This window comes from Lentzea aerocolonigenes (assembly GCF_000974445.1).
In the GTDB taxonomy this organism is placed as follows: Bacteria; Actinomycetota; Actinomycetes; order Mycobacteriales; family Pseudonocardiaceae; genus Lentzea; species Lentzea aerocolonigenes.
Genome location: NZ_BBOJ01000014.1, coordinates 80,939 through 100,912 on the forward strand (window position 1 = coordinate 80,939; position 19,974 = coordinate 100,912).

Consider the following 19,974-nt stretch of genomic DNA (forward strand, 5'->3'; position numbering starts at 1 on the left):
ACCATGCGAGTCAGGTTGGTGCTGGACTCCTCCGTGCGAGGTGTCCTCGACCGGATCAACGACGCCGCCGAGGGCACACGCCTGCGCGTTGTCGTTGCGGCGCCTGGTGGTTACGGCAAGACAGCGCTGCTTTCGGAGATCACCAACTCCGCGGTGCGCGTGGTGGACGACGCGCACCTGCTGGACGACGCGTCGCTGCGCGAGCTGGCGGCCGAGCCTCTGCTGGTCGTGGCTTATCGGCCGTGGCCGCGCCGGGCGGTGCTGGCCGAGCTGACCCGTGGTGCCGTGGTCGTGCCGTTGGCGCCGTTCACCCGTGAGCAGGTGCGTGAGGTTCTGCACGCGCCCAAGCCGGTGGTGGACTTCGTCTTCGCCCAGACCGGCGGTGTGCCGGGGCTGGTCGAGCGGCTCGGTGCTGTCTCCGAGGTCTCCGCTGACGTGCTCGGGACTTTTCGTTCGGAGCTCGACTGGCTGGATGCTGATCTGCAGAAGTTCCTGCTGGCCGCCGAGGCCGGTGCGGCCCAGCGGCTCGATCTGCTGTCAGCGTTGCTGGACAAGGACTTCGACGAGGTCAGCGACATCATCGAGGCCGCCAGGGCCACCGGTCTGCTGGCCGAGGACGGCACGTTGCTGCCCCTCGCCCACCGCGCCGTCGGTGCGCTGACCCGCGCCGAGCGTCGCATCGCGGTCCGCCAGAAGCTCGCCCAGCTCCAGCTCGACCGCGGTGGCCCGGTCTTGGACCTGGTGCGGCCTCTGCTGGACACGGGCATCGGCGGACCGGTGTTCGCCGCCGCCGCCCGTGAGGCCCTGCCGTCCGATCCCGCCCTCGCCGCCCGGTTGTTCAAGGCTTCCACCGGCGGTGGCGCACCGTCCGCCGAGACCGCGGCCTCGTGGGCGACGGCCGCGGCGATGGCCGGCGACCTGGACGGCGCGCTGCGGCTCGCCGACAAGGTGATCAGCGCTCCCGAGACCCCGCACCGCCGCACGGCCGCCGAAGTCGCGGCCGTGGCGTTGGCGCACCGCGGTCAGCTGGCCAGGAGCACCGAGCTGTTCCGGTGGGCTGCCACTCCATATGCGGCCGCCTTCGCCGGGATCGGGTTGATCGGCACCGGGCACCTGTTCGAGGAGATGCCGCCGCAGCCGCCGACCATGCTCGGTGGAGCTGCTTCGTTGATGCTGCAAGGTGTCCGGCAGTCGGTGTCCGGCGCGGAGACGGCAGCTCTGTCCACTTTGGTCCGTGCGTCGTCGATGCTGGAACCCGCCGGTGGCGCCGTGCTGCTCCCGGACAGCCCGGCCGCGCTGGCTGCACTTGTCGCCGTTCACTGCGGTGAGCCGAACGTGGCTGAGTCGGTGCTGGACCGGGCCGTGGAGACCGGTACCGGCGGGGTGCTGATGTCGGCGCGGCACCGGTTGTTGCAGGCCTGGCTGCACATGTTGCGCGGGAACCTGGCCGTGGCGCGCGAGACGTTGATGTCCGTGCGCGGGGTGCGGGGTGCGTTCGAACCGCGTGACTGGATCTTCGCCGTGGCGCTGGAAGTCGGGGTGGCTCGGCGGAACAGCGATCTGGCCACGTTGCGGCGGACGTGGGAGCAGGCGTGTGAGGCGGTGCTACGGCACCCGGTGGACCTCTTCAGCCTGCTGCCGTTGGGGGAGTTCGCTGCTGCCGCCGCTCGGTTGCGGGACCAGGAGCGGTTGGCGCCGCACCTGGCGCAGGCTTCGGGTTTGTTGCGAGCGTTGGGGAATCCGCCGTTGTGGGCCACGCAACTGCACTGGAGTCTGTTGCACGCGGCGATCATCGACGAGAACCTCGCTGCTGCTGAGGAGCACGCTGCGGCGCTGGCTGGGCAGCGGGAGCGGAACCGGTACTGCTCGGTGGTTTCCGGTGCGGCTGAGTGTTGGCTGGACGTGGTGGCAGGGAAGGTCGATCCGGACCGGGTTGAGGTTGCCGCTCGTTCGCTGCATGCCGTTGGGCTGTGGTGGGACGCTTCGCGGTTGGCTGGGCAGGCGGCCATTCGGACTTCGGACCGGCAGGCGATGGTTCGGTTGCTGGACTGTGCTCGGTTGTTGCAGGGGCGGCCGGTTTCTGCTCGCCGCTCGGATTCTGATGTTGCTGCTGTGGTTGAGGATGCCGGGAAGCTGAGTGATCGGGAGCGGGAGGTGGCTCAGCTGGTTCTGGAAGGGATGACGTACAAGCAGGTTGGGGATCGGTTGTTCATCTCTGCCAAGACTGTTGAGCACCACATGGCTCGGATGAGGCAGAGGCTGGGGTCTACTTCTCGGTCCGATTTGTTGGCTCAGTTGCGGCACATTGTTGGGGTGGCTGGGGCGTAGGTTGGGGTGTGGCGGGTTCCGTCGGTGGTTGCGGTGGTTGCGGTGGTCGCCTCGCCGTGTCGGGTTTCTGTTTCGGGCCGGCGGTGGTTGCGTCGCCGTGTTCGGTGCCGGTTTCAAGATTGGGGCTCTGCCCTTACCCCGCCAATCTGATCAAAGACCGGCCAGCGCCGTGGGCGGGTTGATGGCACGCCTGGTGCTTACGGCGGCTTGCTGTTGCGTGGGTGGTGCGGTTCGGGCGGTGTGGTCCCGTCACGAGCCGTACCAGGAGCTGGTCACACCCGAGGGGAGAGGTCAAGTCGCGAAGAGCGTGCGACTTGACCTCTCCCCTCGGGCGCGACAAGAGCTGTGGCACGACTCGTGACGGGACCACACCGCCGGAACCTTGCGGTTTCAAGCCAAGACTGCTCGGCTGCGCCTTCGCGTCGCCTCGCCTTCGGCCTCGGCTTGAGTTGCCTCGCTTTCGGCATCGGCTGAGTGTCAGACCCGCTCGGTACGTTGGGTTGCGGGGGACTCTCAACTCGAGGGGACCTCTGCGTCAGCGTGTGCTGCCTGCCCGCCGTTGCCCACTCGCCGTTGCCCACTGACCGTTGCCCACTGACCGTTGCCCACTCACCGCTGCCCACACGCCGGTGGGCGCGTGTCGCCCGAACGAGGGTCCCTGGATTGCGCCTGTTCGTGGGAAAGTTGCTCCGATCGAGCTAGTAAAGGTTGTTGGCTCGCTGGATCGCTGTGGCCCGTTGGGGCGATGCGGCCCGGCGTGCTGGGACCTGTGCTTTGCTGGTTGTAGGCTTCTGCACCGGTTGCTCGCCGAGCAGGTCAGGTGGATCGATTTGCCGAGCCAGGACGACGCGAGATCGTCGCGCCCGACGGGGCGTGACTCGCTGGCGCGCGACTGGGCGATCAAGGTCAGTCGGACTGCCTACATTCCCTTTTCTGCCGCGAAGCTGACTGACGAGCTCCACGAGTTGTTGAACGTCGTGGCTGAGGCGCTGGCTGGGGATCCCGCTGCTGCTGCGTCCGTCGGTACTCGTCTGGTGGAGATCCACTGCGTTGGGGCCGACAGTCTGCGGGTTTCGGTTGAGGTTCTCGCCGAGTTCGTGGTGGCTGAGGGGGCTGATCCGCGTCGGGCCGCGTTGGTGGTCGGGGCCGTGGCTGCTGCTTACACCGCGGCCATTCAGGCCTTTGTGCTCGAGCAGCAGGAGAGCATCAGTCAGGCGTTGTTGAGGGCGAACCGGGCCGTGCAGTTGGACTTGCAGGCCAGCGAAGAGCGGTTCGAGGACATTTTTGCCCACTCGTCCACCGGCATTGCCATGGTGAGTCTGGACGGTGAGCTGGAGCGGGCCAACGAGGCGTTGTGCAACATCCTTCGGCGCGAGGACGTTGCGGGGATGACGCTGTCGGATCTGATCGCGCCGGCTGATCTGCCGTTGGTTCACGACGCGTTGGCCAGTTTGAAGTACGGGCGGATGCGGCGGGTCGAGGAACGGCCTCGGTTGATCGATCGCGACGGGGAGCACTTCCGGGTGTTGCTCGCGGCGACCGTGCAGAAGGACGCTGAGGACAATCCTCGGCACTTCGTTCTGATGATCGACGACGACAGCCAGCTCACGTTGCTCGGTGGGCGGTTGCAGTACCAGTCGCTGCACGACGCGTTGACCGGGTTGCCGAACCGGCAGTACCTGACCACTCGGCTGGAGTCGTTGTTGCACAGCGACATCGAGTTCGGGGTGACGTTGTACCACCTCGATCTCGACGCGTTCGCCGTGATCACGGACGGGCTCGGGCGCGAGATCGGTGACAAGGTGCTCAAGCTCGTGGCGGAGCGGTTGTCGGCTGTTTTCGCCAGTGAGAAGGCCATGGTCGCGCGGCTCGAAGGGGACGAGTTCGCCGTGCTCGTGGAGAACGGGCCGGAGACGCCGGACGTCGACACGACTATTCGGATGATCGAGCACGAGCTGGCCGAGCCCGTCTACTTCGGGGATCACGGGGTGGCCGTGTCGGCGACGATCGGGGTGTTGCCGCGGCTGCATCCCGGTGATCATCCTGCTGAGGTGTTGCGGGCGTCGGACATGACGTTGCGGCGGGCCAAGCGCAGTGGGCGGCGGCAGTGGGGGCTGCACGACGCCACGCAGGACAAGCGGGAGCAGGAGGAGTTCGCGCTCGCCGCGGTCATGCCGGGGGCGTGGGAGAGCGGCGAGATCGAGGTCGTGTTCAACCCCGTCATGAAGCTCGACGGGACCGGACGGGTGTGCGTCGAGGCCGAGCTGAACTGGCGGCACCGGGACGTCGGGCTGATCGGGCACGAGAAGTGCGTGTCGATGGCCGAGCACACCGGGTTGATGCTGCCGCTCGGTGAGTGGATGTTACGCAGGGCCGCTGAGACGGCGTGCCGGTACGACGAGGTGCTCGCGGTGTGCCTGACCGAGAGCATGGCCAACAGCCCTGACCTGGTGCGGGACGTGCGGCGGGTGCTCGCGGACACCGGGTTGCACGCCGGGCGGTTGTTGCTGGGGTTCCCGGTGCACGTGCTCGCGGCCGAGGACAGCGAGGCCGCCGACAACCTCGACCTGCTCTCCGACATGGGACTGCACATCGGCGCCCGCGACTTCAAAGGATCCACCGCGGAGATCGAGCTCGTGCGCTCACTCGGCGTGAGGGCCGTGCGAGTGGAGGGGCGCAGTCAGAAGCCCGACGAGCTGGTGTCGCACGTGCTCAGCGACCTCGTCGGGTTCGTGCACGAGGCCGGTGGTCTCGTGGTCATCGACTCGATCGAGGACGCTGAGCAGAGGGACTGGTGGGGTGAGCTCGGCGCCGACGCGGGCGTCGGGCCGGTGTTCTGCGTCGAACCGACTACGGAGTGGCCCGACGCGGGCTGAGGTGCACGAGGATCAGCGCGAAGCCCGCGATGGTCACCATGCGCAGGGCGGCCGTGATGCCGTTCCAGTCCTTCGACTGCCACATCGCGAACCACTCACCGCCGATCGTGATGAACCCGCCGAGGAACAGCGCCACGATCATCAGCAGACCGGCGGACGCGAACTTGCGCGCGCTGTCCTCCTTGTCGCGGATGTAGGCGATCGTGCCGGCGGTCAGCAGGACCGCCGAGATCGCCTCCCACAGGATGATCGCGAGGTAGACGACGGTGACGACCGCGGGGCTGGTGATCGCCCGCCACTTCAGTCCCTGACCGAAGGTGGTGTCCATGGCGAGGACGTGCTTCACGAACGCTTCGTTCGTGCCGTAGTCCGTGACGTTGCCGAGCACCACGAGAAGCATGTTGAGCGCGATGAACCCGACGGTCACCGCGACGACCGCGCGCAAGCTGCCGACCCGAGCAAGAAGACGCATGGCGCGGACAGTAACCGATGGAGCGCGGTCCGTGAGACCGGTTCGTGCTGTCTCCCACCCGCCGGACGGGCTCAGCAGGGCGCCTGGAACTCCGCCTGCGGCAGGCGGTCCTGCCAGAGCTCCTCGGTGAGCGCACCCCGCGTCGAGGCGCAGATGCGGGCGGCCTCGTGCGTCACGTCGAGGTCCCACAGCCGCATCACGCCGTCAGCGCCACCGGTCAGCAGCACCTGGCTTCCCGGTCTGAAGTGGACGGTCATCTCCGCGCCCGACGTGAGCGCCATCTGCTGGCCGAGTGGCACCGCCTGGGCGGGATTGCTGATGTCCCACAACCGGAACGTCTTGTCCGAGCTGGCGCTCGCGAGGATCTTGCCGTCTCCCGACACCGACAGCGAGCTGATCTGCTGGGTGTGGCCGGTGAGCACGCCGATCGCGACCGGCTTCTCCCGGTTCCGCACGTCGAACAGCCGGACCGCCTTGTCGACGCCTCCCGTAATAAGGGTCTGCCCGTCCGGGGTGAAGACGACCCGCTGGACGGGCTCGTGGTGGTCCGTCACCGGGGTGCCGAGCAGCCTCGGTTTCGCCGGGTCGGTCACGTCCCACAGCCGGAACGTGCGGTCGCTGCTCACGGTCACCAGCGTCCTGCCGTCCGGGCTGAACGCCACGTCGTTGACGTACCCGTCGTGCCCGGTCAGCGGGTCGCCCAGCTTGACGGGCTGCGCGGGATCACTGATGTTCCACAGCTGCACCGACTTGTCGTCGTTGCCGATGACCAGGGTCTTCCCGTCGGGCGTGAACCCGGTCGGGTAGGAGAACCGGGTGGCGAGCGGGATCGGCTGCCCGAGCGGCACGACGTGCGCCGGGTCGCTGCTGTCCCACAGGCGCAGCGTCCTGGCGTTGGTGATGGTGACGAGGACCTTGCCGTCCGGCGAGAGCTTCGGCTTGGTGAGCCCGCGTTCCTCGCCGACCAGGGCTGAGCCGACCGGCTTCGGCACGGTCGGGTCCGTGGTGTCCCACAGGCGCAGGGTCCTCGGGCCGGAGCCGGACACGAGCAGCCTGCCGTCACCGCTGAAGATCGGACCCGTCACGTCGGAGGGCGCGAGCAGCACCATGTTCTGCGGCAACGACCACAGCCGCACGGAGTTCTCCAGGGCACCGGTCGCGAGGGTGCGCCCGTCCGGGCTCCAGCCGACCGCGAACAGGCCACCGCTGGACGCCGCGAGCGGTTTGCCGATCTGGCTCACCGCCGCCGGGTCGCTGAGGTTCCACAACCGGGCGGTGCCGTCCGACGCACCCGAGGCGAGCACTCGGCCGTCGGGGCTGAACTTCACCGACCACACGCCGGCGGTGTGGCCGACCAGCGCGTCTCCCATCGGCTCCTGTTTCGCGGGGTCCCACAGCCGCACCGTGCTGTCGTCGCTGCCGGACGCGAGGAGCTTGCCGTCCGGGCTGAACGCCACCGAGTGCACGCCGTCGGTGTGGCCGGTCATCGGTTTGCCGATCACGGCGTGGGAGGCGACGTCCCAGAGCCGGACCGTCCTGTCGTCGCCGGAGGCCGCGAGCGTCCTGCCGTCCGGGCTGAAGGCGAGCGTCCTGACCGCGGCGGTGGCGCCGCGCAGCGGTTCGCCGAGCGGCACCGGGTTCGACGGGTCGCTCACGTTCCACAACCGCGCGGTCTTGTCCTCGTTCGCCGCGGCGAGGGTCTTGCCGTCGGGACTGAACTCCAGCAGGTAGCTCGTGCCGTTGCCGGTCTCGATGGTCTTGAGGTGCTGCGGGTGCGCCCGGTCGGTGATGTCCCACAACCGGATCGTCTTGTCGTTGCCGGTGGTGGCGAGCACCTTGTCGTCCGGGGAGAACACCGCGGACGTCAGCCAGTCGGTGTGACCGGTGATCACCGCGAGCGGCTGCGGGTTGGACTTGTCCCGCACGTCCCACAGGCGTGCGGTGCGGTCGTAGCTCGCCGTCGCGAGGACCGTGCCGTCCCTGGTGAACGACGTCAGGTACACCGCGCCGGTGTGGCCGTGCAGCGGTACGGCCAGCGGTGTCTGCTGGTCCGCGAGCAGCTTGGAGGTCACGTTCTGGTCGTCCGGCCGCATCCGGTGCGCGGCGAGCAGCATCTGGGCGGCCAGCGACGGGTCGGTGTCGGCGAGCCGGTCCGCCTCGGCGACGACCTGGCGGAACACCGCGTCGTTGCGCTGCCGCACTGCGATCACCGCGGCGCTGGCCGCGATCAGCGCGAACACCACCACGAGGGAGACGGCGCTGCGCCGCAGCCAGACGCTCTTGCGGTGCTGGCGTTCCGAGGCCTGCACGAACTCTCTCGCTTGCGCGGTGACCTGCTGCTGCCGCGCGCCCTCCAGCCGTGCGCCGCGGTAGAGCAACGACGAGTCGCGCTCGCTCGTGGCCCACACCGCCGCGTCCTCCTCCAGCCGCTGCCGGGCGAGGTTGCCCGCGCGGTCCTCGTCGATCCAGCTGCGCAGCCGCGGCCACGCGTGCAGCAGCGCCTCGTGCGTGATCTCCACGCTGCCGGAGTCGACGGTGATCAGGCGGGCACGGGTGAGCACTTCGAGCGCTCGTTCGGTGGCGGCGAGGTTCGTGCTGGCCTCGAGCAGGGCGTGGCGGCTCGACCTGCGGCGGGTGTCCTGGGTGTCGTCGCCGACCCGGACCAGGCGCAGGAGCAGCTGCTTGCCCGCCGCCTTGCCGGGCTCGTCGAGATCGGCCCAGGCGCGTTCGGCCGTGGTGGCGACGGCGCCCTGGATGCCGCCCGCCGCCCGGTAGCCCGCGATGGTGAGCCGGCCTGCCTGCCGTCGCTGCCAGGTGACCAGCAGGGCGTGGCTGAGCAGCGGGAGCGCGCCCGCGTCGTAGGCGTCCTTGCCGCGGCGGTTGTGTGCGCCGAGATCACGGAGCATCAGGTCGACCAGACCGGCCTCCAGCTGCAGGCCCGCGGCCTTGGCCGGGTTCGTCACGGCGTCGCGCACCTCGGCCGCGGACATCGCGCCGAGCACCATCTGCCGGTTCTGCAGCGCCTCGGAGAGCTCGGGGAAGTCCAGGCAGCGGGCGTAGAAGTCGGCCCGCACGCCCAGCACGACCGCGGTCTTCTCCGCCGCCGCGTGCAGTGCCTGGACGAACACGCGCAGCCGGTCCTCGTCGCCGCCGAGGGTGAACGCCTCCTCGAACTGGTCGACGATCACCACCCGGTCGCCGACCGCGAGCTGCACCTCCTGCGCGAAGTCGGACAGCAGTTCCGAGCCTGCCGCCGATTCCAGCGTGACAATCAGTTCCGGCACCTGGAGCGCGAACTCCTTCAACGGGTCGGTGCCGGGAGAAATGATGATGGCGTCTTTGTTCAGGCGCGGGAGAACGCCTGCTTTCATCAGGCTCGACTTTCCGGCGCCGGACGCGCCGACGAGCATCGTGATGCCGTTTTCGTTGATTCGCGCGAGCAATGCGTTCGTCGAACGTTCCCTGCCGAAGAACCAACTCGCGTCCTCCGGGCCGAATGCGCTCAAACCCATGTACGGGCAGACTGCGGTGCCGTCCTGAGGGGGTGTGTCCGCCTCACCGACCGGGCTGGCGAGCGCCTCCTCCCAGAGCGCGCGCCACGCGTCGGCGTCGTACAGGCCGTCGACCGCGGGCTGCGGCTTGCGCTTGCGCGCCTCGCCGATGAGGACCTCGAGCACGGCGCTCAGCCCGCTGAACTTCGCGGGCACGTTCCGGCCGCGCCGCCAGTCGCTGACGCGCTGTGCCGGCACGCGAACCGGTCGGCCCTGCTCGTCCGTTCGGCGGGCACGAGCGACCGACTCGGTGACCCGCTTCAGGGGTGGGTCGCCTGCCTCCGCGTAGAGCAGCGCGAAGCGCTCCGCGAAGACGCCACGGGGTCCCAAGCGGCCTCCACCTCGTCCGGACCGGAAAACGTGGACCGCCCGTCTGAGCTGCAGCGCAAGCTCCGGACAGGCCGTCAGAAGCCCACCCTAACGAGGTGGTCTGACAACCTCGACCCCACGTCCTTTCACGAGACCGGGAGACCGTCACAGTGGTAGTGGCTGACTGGGGCAAAACTTCCACGGCTGAGGAGTGCTGGGGGTCTCCTCAGCCGTGGCCTCGCCCGAGCGAATGGCAGGGTGCTGCCTGCTAGGTCAGGCGGCTTTCCAGAGCTCGTCCGCCTCCGGTTGCTTCGGCTGAACCCGGTTCGGGTCGGGCAGGTACGTTTCCGTCGGCAGCGTCACGTAGGTGATGTTGCCCGGTTTCAACGCGGTGAGCTTTCCCGCGAGGTCCGCCAATTTCGGAATCGAGCCGATCTCGGTGTCGGTCACGATCGACTTCGTCAGGACGTCCGCGAGTTCGAGTGTTTTCTGCGGGCTCGCGAGCCAGTTCTCGTTCGACAGTTTCTCGCTCAACGCGCGCATGAAGAGCTGCTGGTTCTTGATGCGGTTGAGGTCGCTGCCGTCACCGATGCTGTAGCGGGTGCGGACGAATGCGAGCGCCTGCGTTCCGTCGAGCTTCACCGGTCCGGCCGGCACGTGCAGCCCGCTCTTCTCGTCGTCGATCGGCTCGGGCATTGTCACGTCGATGCCGCCGAGCCGGTCGATGACGTCGCGGAAACCGTTGAAGTCGATCTGCACGAAGTGGTCGATCCGGATGCCGCTCATCTGCTCGACCGTCGCCACCGTGCACGCGGCGCCGCCCGTGGAGAAGGCGCTGTTGAACATGGCGACGGCGGCGGGCGGGCTGTTCCCGCACCGGGGCCTCGGCACCATCGTGTCGCGCGGGATGCTGACCACGCGCGCCTGGTCGCCGGCGGCGTTGAGCTGGACGACCATGGCGGTGTCGGACCGCCCGTCGTCCTTGCCGATCAGGAGGATGTTGAGGGGCCTGCCAGGCGTCGAAGGAGGCCTGGGGTGGGTGATCTCCTCAGCGAGATCGACGGTCTTGAGATTGCTCTCGAGCCGCCAGTAGGAACCCCCGACCACGACGCCCGCCGTGATGACCACGGCGGCCCCCGAGACCGCGAGCCATCGTTTCAGGTGGACGTTCATGTCTTCGACGGTCCCGGCTGTTTGTCCGGATCCCGTCGGTGGTTCGTCATGGTTGTGTCACAGCGCGCCTCAGCTGGTATTTCGGTGTCGGGCTGCGCGCGCGGGTAGTACAAAGGCGTCGTCGATGCCGTTGGGGGATGCCATGACAGTCCGTCTCGCCGTTGTTTCCGACGCTCCCGCCGTCGCCTCGGTGCACGTGCGGTCGTGGCAGGTCGCCTACCGCGGCGTGATCCCGAACTCCGTGCTCGACAACCTCTCCGTCGAGGCACGCACGACGATGTGGGAAGGCGCGATCCCGTCCGGCGGTGTGTGGGTGGCGCTCGCCGACGACGAGATCGTCGGTTTCGCCTCCGCGGGCCCGTCCCGCGACGACGACGCGCCGTTCGAGCTCTACGCGATCTACGTGCTGTCCTCCGCGTGGGGCACGGGCCTCGGTTTCGAGCTGGCGAAGGCCGCGCTCGGCGACGAGCCCGACGTGGTCGTCTGGGTGCTGGAGGAGAACCCGCGGGCCCGAGCCTTCTACGAGCGCATCGGGTTCCAGACCGACGGGGTCACGAAGACGCAGACCGCCGGTCCGGCCGAGTTGAAGGAACTCCGCTACCGCCGCACCAAGGGCGTTGCAGCGTGATCTCGTCGACCAGCACTCCGTCCTCGTCGAGCACGCGGATCCTCATCGACTTCGGGCGATGTCGACGGCCGTGATGCCGTAGCGCAGGCGTGACCACGAGACGTTCGTGTCGTTGGAGGTCGCGCTTTTCTTGTAGCACTTCATGGTCGGTGTGCAGCCGGATCGATAGGGCACATCAACCCCTTCTGCCAGTACTTCTGCCGGTGCGACACTTCTCGTACGTGGACCAGGGGAGGCAGCCGTGGTGTTTCGCCGCAGCATGGAGCCGCGCGAGGCCGACATAGCCCGCCAGGTGTTCGGCGACGCCCTTGACACCAGCTTTCTCCGCCTCGGCGAAGGCGGCCTGCTGGGCAGCTTCGGCGTGGCCCGCACACTGCCTCGCCTCGTCACCTTCCCGAAGGGCGTCCTGACCACGCCGCAGAACCAGGCCCGCTACGAGCGCTGGCTGGTGCACGAGCTGACCCACGCCTTCCAGTACCAGCACGGGCGCAGCGTCCTCAGCCTGCTGCCCACCGCCATCGCCGGGTTCTTCGTGAAGGGGCTGTACGACTACGGCGGTGTGGAGGGGCTGCGGGGGAAGGCGTTCACCGACTTCAACTCTGAGCAGCAGGCGAACATCGTGGCGGATTACTACTACTTGAGCACGTATGAGCCGGGGCGTGATCTATCGGCTTATGAGCCGCACATCAGCTGGGTGCGGTCGCAGGTGAGGCCTTAACGGGTGGAAAAGATCAAGCCTTGACCGCATTGCTGCTGGTCAAGGCTTGATTTCACCCGGCGAAAGGTGGTGCCCCAGGCAGGATTCGAACCTGCGACACACGGTTTAGGAAACCGATGCTCTATCCCCTGAGCTACTAGGGCTGGCGACAGCAGTCTAGCGGGGTGCGTCCATCGAGTTGACCAGCGCCCCCACCTACCGCGAACGACCTCGCGGCCCACCGCGAGCCAGGCACAAATGCTCACGCACCGTAAGGGGCCAGTCGAGATCCCTGCGGCCGTTGGAGGGAAGTGAGGCAGGCCACCTTCTTTCGTGGAGAAACGTCAGGTACGCAGGGGGCGTGAGCAGACCCTGGCCCGACTTCCGTCCTGGCCCGCTTGGTGCCCTCAAGGCTTGGTGGCGGCGGCGGGTGCCCAGCCGCGCCGACGACTTCACGTTCGTGCCGCCTGCCAGCAGTCACCAGCAGGAGTTCGAGACGCCCCTGCCCAGTGCTGTTTACGGGCTGGACTTCCACCTCAAGCTGACTGTGGTCTGGCGGCTTGATCTGGCCACGGGGCTCAGGCACAACTCGCCCAAGAGTGCGGCCATTCACCACGTCTTGCAGCGGGCCAAGGAGATCAGCGGCAAGGCCATGTTGGTGCACCACGCGGCCCTGCAGGTGCAGTTGGGGGACGAGCTCGCCACCGAGCGGCAGGTGCCTGGGACGCATGTTTGGGCTCGGGCCGAGCTCGTCAAGATCTCGGTGGACGACGAGGATCTCGAGATGGCTCGCAAGCACATCGAGCTGTTGAGGAACTCCACGTTCAAGCTGGCTGAGCGGGACGTCGAGCGCGCCGAGATCCGGTACCTGCGGGACGAGGTGCTGACGGACGTGGGTACGGCAACGATCTGGTGGTTGCAGCGCAACGGGTATCAGGTCGAGGAGGCCGTGAAGCTTTCGGGCCACCTCGCCGAGCTGGTCAAGATCGCCCAGCTCGAGCCTTCGCAGCACTGGGCCGAGTCGCTCGTCACCAGTGTCGAGCGGGCGTTGCCGGAACTCGAGGACCGGCACCGCAACGACCTCAGGCAGCACCTGGCCAAGGCGTTGAGCGTTTACGGCGGGTCGCGGGTGGCTGCCGAGTTCGCGGACCAGATCGGGTTGCCCGCCGGCGAACCGCACTCGAACGGACAGCACACGAACGGGCACGTCTAGGCTGGTTCGGGTGTTCACCGAACTTCGCAGTGCCGCGGTGGTTGCTGGGCTGCGGGCCCTCGCCCGGCTCACGCCCTATGCCGAGGCGGAGCTGATCGGGCTCCGCAAGATCGTCAAGCCTGGGGACGTCTGTGTCGACGTCGGGGCTGCGCTGGGGCTCTACACGGTGACCCTGTCCAGACTGGTCGGTCCACAAGGGACTGTGCACAGCGTCGAGCCGCTGGTGTTCGCGCATCCCGCGCTGTCGTACGTGTTGCGGCCGCGGGAGGGGCGCAACATCAAGAGGCACTCGGTGGCGCTCGGGAACGGGCGGGGGCGCGAGGTCATGAGCGTGCCGGTGCGGCACGGGAGTCCTGTCACCGGGCGGTCGTTCCTGACGGCGGGGGCCAACGGGCTGGGGTCCAACGAGGAGTTCGACGAGCACCTCGACGTGCTGGTCAAGACCGACACGCTGGACAACTTCGTCACGGCCAACGGGATCACGCGGCTGGATTTCGTGAAGGCCGACGTCGAGGGGGCCGAGCTGCGGGTGCTCGAAGGGGCCGAGCAGAGCATCGAGCGCTTCAAGCCCGCGTTCCTGCTGGAGATCGAGGAACGGCACGTCGAGCGGTTCGGGTACAAGGCCCGCGACGTCGCCGACTTCCTCACCACGCGCGGGTACCGGATGAGCACGTGGGACGGCAACGGGTGGGTGCCGGCGGGCGGCATCGGCGACCGGACGAGGAACTACCTGTTCAGGGCCTGAAAAAGTAGAGGACGCCGACCCCTGGGGGTGGATCGGCGTCCTCATCTCGAAGGTCTACAAGCTGTAGACCTCAAGCTCGTACAGGGAGTATCCGTAACGAGTGGCCCGTTGGGTACCCGTCATTCGGAGGTATCTCGCGTCCTGTGGCGTGAACGCTACGACATCATCGCCGCCATCGCCAGCACTTGTGGAGAAAACGTTCCGCCAGTTCGTGCCGTCATTGGAAAGTTCGATGCGGTAGCCGCTGCCGAACGCCGACTCCCAGTGCAACACAGCGCGACCGATCCGTTGCACGGAGCCGAGGTCGACCTGGATCCACTGGTTGTCGCTCCAGTCGCTGGCCCAGCGCGACGACAGGTTGCCGTCCAGCACGTTCGACGGCGGGAGGTTGTTCCATCCCGTCTCGTGGGACGACGCGGTCGCCGTTGCCTTCACGGCCAGGTTGGCGATGTTCTGGCCTCGCCGGGACGGGAACTGCACGACCTGCTGGTAGGTCGGGCGGTTCTGCCAGTGGATCTTGTCCTGGGTGATGCCGCCCATGGCGCGGTGGACGATCGTGTCCGCGCACCACTGGTCACCTGCCGCGCAGTCCGCGTCACCGGGGTAGACCTGGTTGGCGGGCTTGGCGACGGCCGCGTTCAGCGAGTCCACCAGGGCGGTTCGGCAGCCGGCCAGCGTGCCGCCGCCGCAGTAGGTCTGCGGGAACGCGCCCTGGACCGGGTCGCCGAGGACCTTGCGCAGGTCCTTGTCGACGTAGCCCCACCAGCCGTACTGGAACGAGGAACCCTTGTGCGGCGCGGCGCCGTGCGCGTCGGACGGTGACTCGTCCACCTGCTGGGCGCTCGCGATGGCGTCGTACAGGGCGTCACCCAGTGACGGCTTGAACTCGGCCTGCACCAGGAGGGGCCACCACGCATCGAGAATCCGAATCGCGTCGGCGTGGGCGTAGGTCTTGCTGCCCTTCGCGGTCTCCTTGCGCAACGAACCCGAGCGCTGCCAGTCCTTGAGCTTCTGCACGACCGGCGCCAGCGCGGCGTCGACCGGAGCGGACTCCACGACCCGCAGCAGCTCGGGCAGCACCTGCTCGGCGCGCAGGTCCGCGACCGCCGCCTCGCCCATCGCCCGGGTCAGCGATGCCCGTGTGACCTTCTGGCCCGACGAGATCAGTGCGCGGACCCGGACGTCCAGCAGGTCGCCGCGGTGCACGGCGCTGTGGCCGAAGCCGCCGAACGTGAAGTCCTTCGCCTGCTTGTTGTTCCAGGAGATGTAGTAGTCCTGGTTGATCGAGTTCGGGTGCCCCTCGAACGGCATGTAGGACGCGACGTTCTCGTTGCCGTCCCAGCCGACCCACTCGTAGTCGGGGCGGCCCCACACCGGCAGGTTCGGGTCCACAGTGGACTTGCGCACCGGGTTCAGGCCCGAGTTGAAGTACGCGACGTCCTTCGAGTCCGCGTAGAACCAGTTGAACGCGTACCCGATCTTGTTCGCCGCGCGCTGGAAGTCGGACGCCGAACGGATCGCGGACGGGTCGTTGAGCTCCTGGAACCCGATGATCGAGTCGACCTCGTGCATGTAGGTCGAACGCAACGTCGTGTACGCCACGACCTTGCCGCCAACCGAAGCACGACTGGTGACCAGCCCGTACTTGGTCCGCCACATCACCAACGTGTACGAGCCCGCCGGCGTGCCGTCGGCGACCGTGGGCTTCCAGGCGTTCTTGCGCTCCAGGCGCTCCATCGGCAGGCACGAACCGTGGAACAGGTACGACGTAGAAGCCTTCGTGGCAGGCGAACCGTCCGCGTTGCACAGTTCCACGGCGTAGGTGTCGATGATGTCCTGCGCCGACGAGGTCGCGCTCCACGAGTAGTCGACGCCGCGGCCGAGCTGCACGTACATCGAGACGCCCGCGAACGAGACGCCGCGCGAGCGGACGCCGGGACCGTTGAGCTCCTGCAGCATCAGCAGCTGCGGCGCGAAGTACCCGGTCTGCGGGCCCCACACGGCGATCGGGTTTCCGGAATCCGTGTAAGCACCGGACACCGCCAAGGCGTTCGACATGCCGTGCTTCTTGTTCAGCAGGTCGGCGGGCAGGACACCGTCCTCGAAGATCCCGCGAGCCTTCGCCACGTCCGAAGAAGTGGCGACCGACACGGCAGCACCCGTGCCGCCCGTCTCGTCGTAGATCATGCGCTCCGGCGTGATGCTGCCGGCGTCGGGCATGGCCACGCCCTGGGGTGAGGCAGGAGAGGCGCCGTACGGGAACGACTGTCCGTTGTGGAGGGTGAGCACGGCCTCCGGGTCGTTCTGCGCCCGGAACGCGTTCCACACCTGCTCACCGACGGCGGCACCGTACTTGTTCTGCGCGGCCAGCTTCACCAGCGCGGACTGGACCTCGCCGCCACCGCCCGCGCCGAAGAGGCCACCGACGACCGACGCGATCGCGACCATGTCGGTCGCCTTGAACGGCTGGATGTCGTTCCAGTTCGTGATCGAGTCGGCGTGCCCGGTCAGCACGTACTCGCCGGGGAAGTTCCGCGCGTTCACCGACTGCGTGATGTACGAGTTGATGCCCGAGATGTAGTCGTTGACGTCGGCCACCGCCTGACGTCCGCGCTCACCGTTCTTCGCGGCCGCGGTGTCGATCTGCTTCTGCAGGTCGGCCTCGGTGTACGGGATCTGGTTGTAGAAGCTCTGCTCCAGCACCCGGTTCGACGGCGCGCCGCCGGCGAAACCGGACAGCTGGCCGCGGCCGAGGTGGCGGAACAGGTCCATCAGCCACAGGCGGTCCTGCGCGGCCGCGAAACCGGCGCCGAACATCGTGCCGGACCGCGTGGTGCCGGTGATGTGGGGCATGCCGATCTTCTTGTCGCGCACGATCGTCACGTCCGAGCGCGGCTTCACCGTGCTCTCGACCTGGTCGGACGGCACGCCGAACGAGGCGTCGTTGAAGAAGTTCGTCAGCTGGGCGTTGGTCAGCCCGCTGTAGCCCGAGACCAGGCCGTCGTACTTGCCGAGCTGGTCGGCCGAGTGTGCGGGCCTGGTGCCGAACGCCTTGTGGCCGAGGATCTCGGCCAGGGTCGCGTTGCCGTTGTTGCCGGGCGGCAGGATGTCGCCGCACTGGCCGAGGCAGTAGTCGTCCGCGGCGAACGCGGCCGGGACCGGCTCCGCGGCGTGCGCCGACGGGACGATCATGAGGGAGGCGGTGACGGCGGCAGTCGCCAGCAGGGACGTCACCGGATTGGCTCTCCGCATCGCGCGAAGCTCCTCTCCGTGCAGGGCAGGGGTGCTTGTGACGCAGGTTACTTTCCGGTAGCCCTATTGCGAAAGACCTTCGCGTTTACGGAACGGTCACGTTGCGGCTGCATCGATCCAGAAGGCATATGGGTCAAAACGACATCCGCCAAGAAGTTGAGAATCGGATTACCTGGGCCGCATCTGTGTTTCTGGTACGACATTCCAGTCAGTGGGATTTCCGTGTTTGGTCACTCAGTGTTCCGATGGTGCCCCTTAAGACCTGGTGGCATGCCTACGCAGCGAAGTCGGCGGCCAATTCCGGTAACTGTGAACGTTGCCGGTGATCTCGAAAAACCGTTACCACATGATGAGATAACTGAGAATTAACGTGACCTTCGACGTGCGTACGCGAAGATCACGCACATGAGGGAGCACGGAACGCCAATGCGGGAGGCGTCGTGATCAAGGTTCTGCTGGCCGACGACGAGGACCTCGTCCGTTCCGGCCTTCGCATGATCCTGAGCAGCGTCGGGGACATCGAGGTCGTTGCCGAATGCGACGACGGGCACCTGGTGGCCGACCTGGCCCGCCAGCACCGTCCTCACGTGGTCCTGCTCGACATCCGGATGCGCACCTCGGACGGGCTCGTGGCACTGCGGAGGCTGCGGACCCTGCCCGACCCACCGAGGGTCTGCATCCTGACCACGTTCGACGTGGACGAGTACGTCTCGGAGGCGCTGCGGCTGGGTGCCGCGGGCTTCCTGCTCAAGGACACCGAACCGGAACAGCTCGTCAAGGCCGTGCGCGATCTTGCGCGCGGAGGTGCGGTTCTCGACCCGGGAGTCGCGGCACGGGTTCTCGCCGCCGTCGCGGACGGCGAGCGGATGGCCGAGCCGGCACGGAGACTCCTCCAAAGCCTGTCCGAACGGGAGCGCGAGGTCCTCGTGCTCATCGGCCAGGGCATGTCCAACGCCGAGATCGGCGGCACCCTGCACCTGTCGGAGGCGACGGTGAAGGGCTACGTCTCGTCGGTTCTCGGCAAGATCGGCGCGGTCAACCGCGTGCAGGCCGCGCTGGTGGCCTACCGCGGCGGCCTGATCGCCTGACGATGAACGGCGCTTTCGTCCACCTCACGTGGACCAAAGCGCCGTTCATCGAGAGCTAGTTGCCCGAGACGATCTCCGGGATCTCCTCGGCGGAGGGTTCTACCTCGACGCGGTTGCGGCCGTGGCGCTTGGCGCGGTACAGCGCCATGTCCGCGGCCGCGAACAGCTGGTCCAGTTTGGCCGGTCCCGCCGCGACACCGATGCTCACCGTCGGGCGGCGGACCGCGCCGAGCACCATCGTCCAGTCGTGGCCGTCGACGGCCGCGCGGATCCGCTCGGCCACGTTCGGGCCGACGTCCATGTTCGGCCCGGTGTCACCGAGCAGCACCACGAACTCGTCACCGGCCCAGCGCGCCACCAGGTCGTCCGACCGGCACTCGCGCCGCAGCAACGCCGCGATCTCGCGCAGCGCCGCATCACCGGCCGCGTGCCCGGCGTCGTCGTTCACGCCCTTGAACCAGTCCACGTCGACCAGCACCAGCCACGGCACCCTGCCGCGCGCCGCCGTCGACTCCAGCAACGCCTGAGCCGCGCGTTCGAGCCCGAGCCGGTTCGCGAGGCCCGTCAACGGGTCGCGCGCCGCGGCCTCCTGAGCGGCCACCGCGAGTCGTTGCGCCTGCACGGCCACCCGGCGCTGCTCCAGCGCCTGGCCGAGGCCTTCCTGCAACGTTTCCGTGGCCGTGCGCGAGGCGGCCATCGACCGGCGCAACGCCTCGGCCTCGCCCACCGAGTCACCCAGCGCGTGGCAGATGTCCGCCAGCTCCGTGGAGAACCGCAGCAGCAGAGAGATGTCGTTGATGCGTTCGGCGTTGCACACCGCGCGCGCCGCGAGTGTGCGCGCTTCGTCCAGAGCACCCTGTTCGCGACGCACGACGGCAAGAACCCAGTTGCCGACCGAGATGCCCCAGAGGTCAGTGGCGTCCGATGAGAGCCGCAACGTCTCCGCGCCGAGCTCCTCCGCCTTGTCGAGCTGCCCGACACCGGCGAGGGAACGGCCGAGCGCGCCCATCAACGCCCGGCGCATGACCTCGTCCTTGGCGAGCGACAGACCCTCGTCGAGGTACGCCAGCGCTTCCTCGAAGATCGCCGGTGCGGCCGCGGGAGGTCCGGAGCAGGCGCGGAAGTTCAGCGAACCGCCGAGGCGCTGCAGGCAGTGCGCCAACGTGTCCGTGTTGCCCGCACGGCGCGCGACCTGAACGGACAGTCGCAGCATGTCCAGTGCGGCACGGCGGTTTCCGATGCCCTCCATGAGATAGCCGAGCGAGCCCATCGTCTGGGCCACGGCAGGACTGTCCGAACGGTCGGCGTCGAGATCGGTCCACCCCTCGGCGGCCAATTCCAGGGCGAGGGGAATGCGACCTAGGCGCCACGCCATCACGGCCCGGTTCACCAGCACCGCCGAACGAACCCAGCGGTCTGCGCCGGGGGACACCTTGGTGACCACCTCGTCGAAGAGACTGTTCGCCTCCGGCAGGCGGCCAGCGTTGAGCAACGCGCGGACCTCTCGGTCCAGCCGCGGAATCTGGCCCGCTACCAGCGGATCGCGCTGCTCCACTCGTTCATCGACTCCGTTCCGACTCGCCGAGCGGCCTGCACACACTACCGGGACGGTCGCGCCCCGTGCCGATCGTGGTGCAGGACG

12 protein-coding genes and 1 tRNA gene are annotated in these 19,974 nt (G+C 68.0%); 7 read left to right on the top strand and 6 right to left on the bottom strand.

Translation table 11 applies throughout. The annotated features are described in order from the left end of the window. Positions 1–3: 3 nt before the first annotated feature. Together AOM45_RS25930 and AOM45_RS25935 are read left to right on the top strand one after the other, a co-directional pair. Positions 4–2,328, top strand: a complete 2,325-nt coding sequence (locus AOM45_RS25930; protein WP_035910295.1) for a helix-turn-helix transcriptional regulator — start codon at positions 4–6, stop codon at positions 2,326–2,328. 977 nt (positions 2,329–3,305) lie between these two features. After that, positions 3,306–5,204 carry a GGDEF domain-containing protein gene (locus AOM45_RS25935; protein ID WP_156093821.1) on the top strand — a complete coding sequence of 633 codons (1,899 nt, stop codon included), beginning with the start codon at positions 3,306–3,308 and terminating at the stop codon, positions 5,202–5,204. On the opposite strand, the gene AOM45_RS25940 is transcribed toward AOM45_RS25935, so the two are convergent. From AOM45_RS25940 to AOM45_RS25950, 3 genes are all read right to left on the bottom strand, one after another. Beyond that, a complete protein-coding gene (locus AOM45_RS25940) occupies positions 5,179–5,676 on the bottom strand; it encodes a DUF2165 domain-containing protein (protein ID WP_030467698.1) in 498 nt (165 codons plus the stop codon). The genes AOM45_RS25935 and AOM45_RS25940 overlap by 26 nt on opposite strands. A gap of 71 nt (positions 5,677–5,747) precedes the next feature. Further along, positions 5,748–9,557 (bottom strand): nSTAND1 domain-containing NTPase, encoded by a 3,810-nt coding sequence (locus tag AOM45_RS25945; RefSeq protein ID WP_030467697.1) that lies wholly within the window; start codon positions 9,555–9,557, stop codon positions 5,748–5,750. 252 nt (positions 9,558–9,809) lie between these two features. Next, positions 9,810–10,709 carry an LCP family protein gene (locus AOM45_RS25950; RefSeq protein WP_051783369.1) on the bottom strand — a complete coding sequence of 300 codons (900 nt, stop codon included), beginning with the start codon at positions 10,707–10,709 and terminating at the stop codon, positions 9,810–9,812. 142 nt (positions 10,710–10,851) lie between these two features. On the opposite strand from AOM45_RS25950, the gene AOM45_RS25955 reads away from it, so the two are divergent. Together AOM45_RS25955 and AOM45_RS25960 are read left to right on the top strand one after the other, a co-directional pair. Next, positions 10,852–11,337, top strand: a complete 486-nt coding sequence (locus tag AOM45_RS25955) for a GNAT family N-acetyltransferase (RefSeq protein ID WP_051783368.1) — start codon at positions 10,852–10,854, stop codon at positions 11,335–11,337. A 241-nt stretch (positions 11,338–11,578) separates the two neighbouring features. Beyond that, positions 11,579–12,055, top strand: coding sequence for a hypothetical protein (locus AOM45_RS25960; protein ID WP_030467694.1), 477 nt, complete (start codon positions 11,579–11,581; stop codon positions 12,053–12,055). Between the two features lie 67 nt (positions 12,056–12,122). Here the strand turns inward: AOM45_RS25960 and AOM45_RS25965 are convergent. Continuing rightward, positions 12,123–12,198 (bottom strand) — tRNA-Arg (locus AOM45_RS25965). A gap of 197 nt (positions 12,199–12,395) precedes the next feature. Here AOM45_RS25965 and AOM45_RS25970 point away from each other — a divergent pair. Further along, on the top strand, positions 12,396–13,247 hold the full coding sequence (locus AOM45_RS25970; protein ID WP_051783365.1) for a hypothetical protein: 852 nt from the start codon (positions 12,396–12,398) through the stop codon (positions 13,245–13,247). Positions 13,248–13,257: 10 nt separating this feature from the next. Beyond that, complete coding sequence (locus AOM45_RS25975; protein WP_162185659.1) at positions 13,258–13,992, top strand: FkbM family methyltransferase; 735 nt, start codon at positions 13,258–13,260, stop codon at positions 13,990–13,992. 54 nt (positions 13,993–14,046) lie between these two features. Here the strand turns inward: AOM45_RS25975 and AOM45_RS25980 are convergent, their stop codons facing one another. Then, positions 14,047–17,244, bottom strand: a complete 3,198-nt coding sequence (locus AOM45_RS25980; RefSeq protein ID WP_030467691.1) for a penicillin acylase family protein — start codon at positions 17,242–17,244, stop codon at positions 14,047–14,049. A gap of 440 nt (positions 17,245–17,684) precedes the next feature. Here AOM45_RS25980 and AOM45_RS25985 point away from each other — a divergent pair, with 440 nt between their 5' ends. After that, positions 17,685–18,332 (top strand): response regulator, encoded by a 648-nt coding sequence (locus tag AOM45_RS25985; RefSeq protein WP_030467690.1) that lies wholly within the window; start codon positions 17,685–17,687, stop codon positions 18,330–18,332. Between the two features lie 55 nt (positions 18,333–18,387). Here the strand turns inward: AOM45_RS25985 and AOM45_RS25990 are convergent, their stop codons facing one another. Further along, entirely contained in the window at positions 18,388–19,887 is a 1,500-nt protein-coding gene (locus AOM45_RS25990) for a tetratricopeptide repeat-containing diguanylate cyclase (RefSeq protein WP_035910247.1), read from the bottom strand. Between the last annotated feature and the right edge of the window lie 87 nt (positions 19,888–19,974).

Bases quoted from the DNA above. Each gene is read 5' to 3' on its own strand.
- AOM45_RS25955 (WP_051783368.1), top strand. From the start codon at position 10,852: ATGACAGTCCGTCTCGCCGTTGTTTCCGACGCTCCCGCCGTCGCCTCG.
- AOM45_RS25930 (WP_035910295.1), top strand. From the start codon at position 4: ATGCGAGTCAGGTTGGTGCTGGACTCCTCCGTGCGAGGTGTCCTCGAC.
- AOM45_RS25940 (WP_030467698.1), bottom strand. From the start codon at position 5,676: ATGCGTCTTCTTGCTCGGGTCGGCAGCTTGCGCGCGGTCGTCGCGGTG.
- AOM45_RS25950 (WP_051783369.1), bottom strand. From the start codon at position 10,709: ATGAACGTCCACCTGAAACGATGGCTCGCGGTCTCGGGGGCCGCCGTG.
- AOM45_RS25980 (WP_030467691.1), bottom strand. From the start codon at position 17,244: ATGCGGAGAGCCAATCCGGTGACGTCCCTGCTGGCGACTGCCGCCGTC.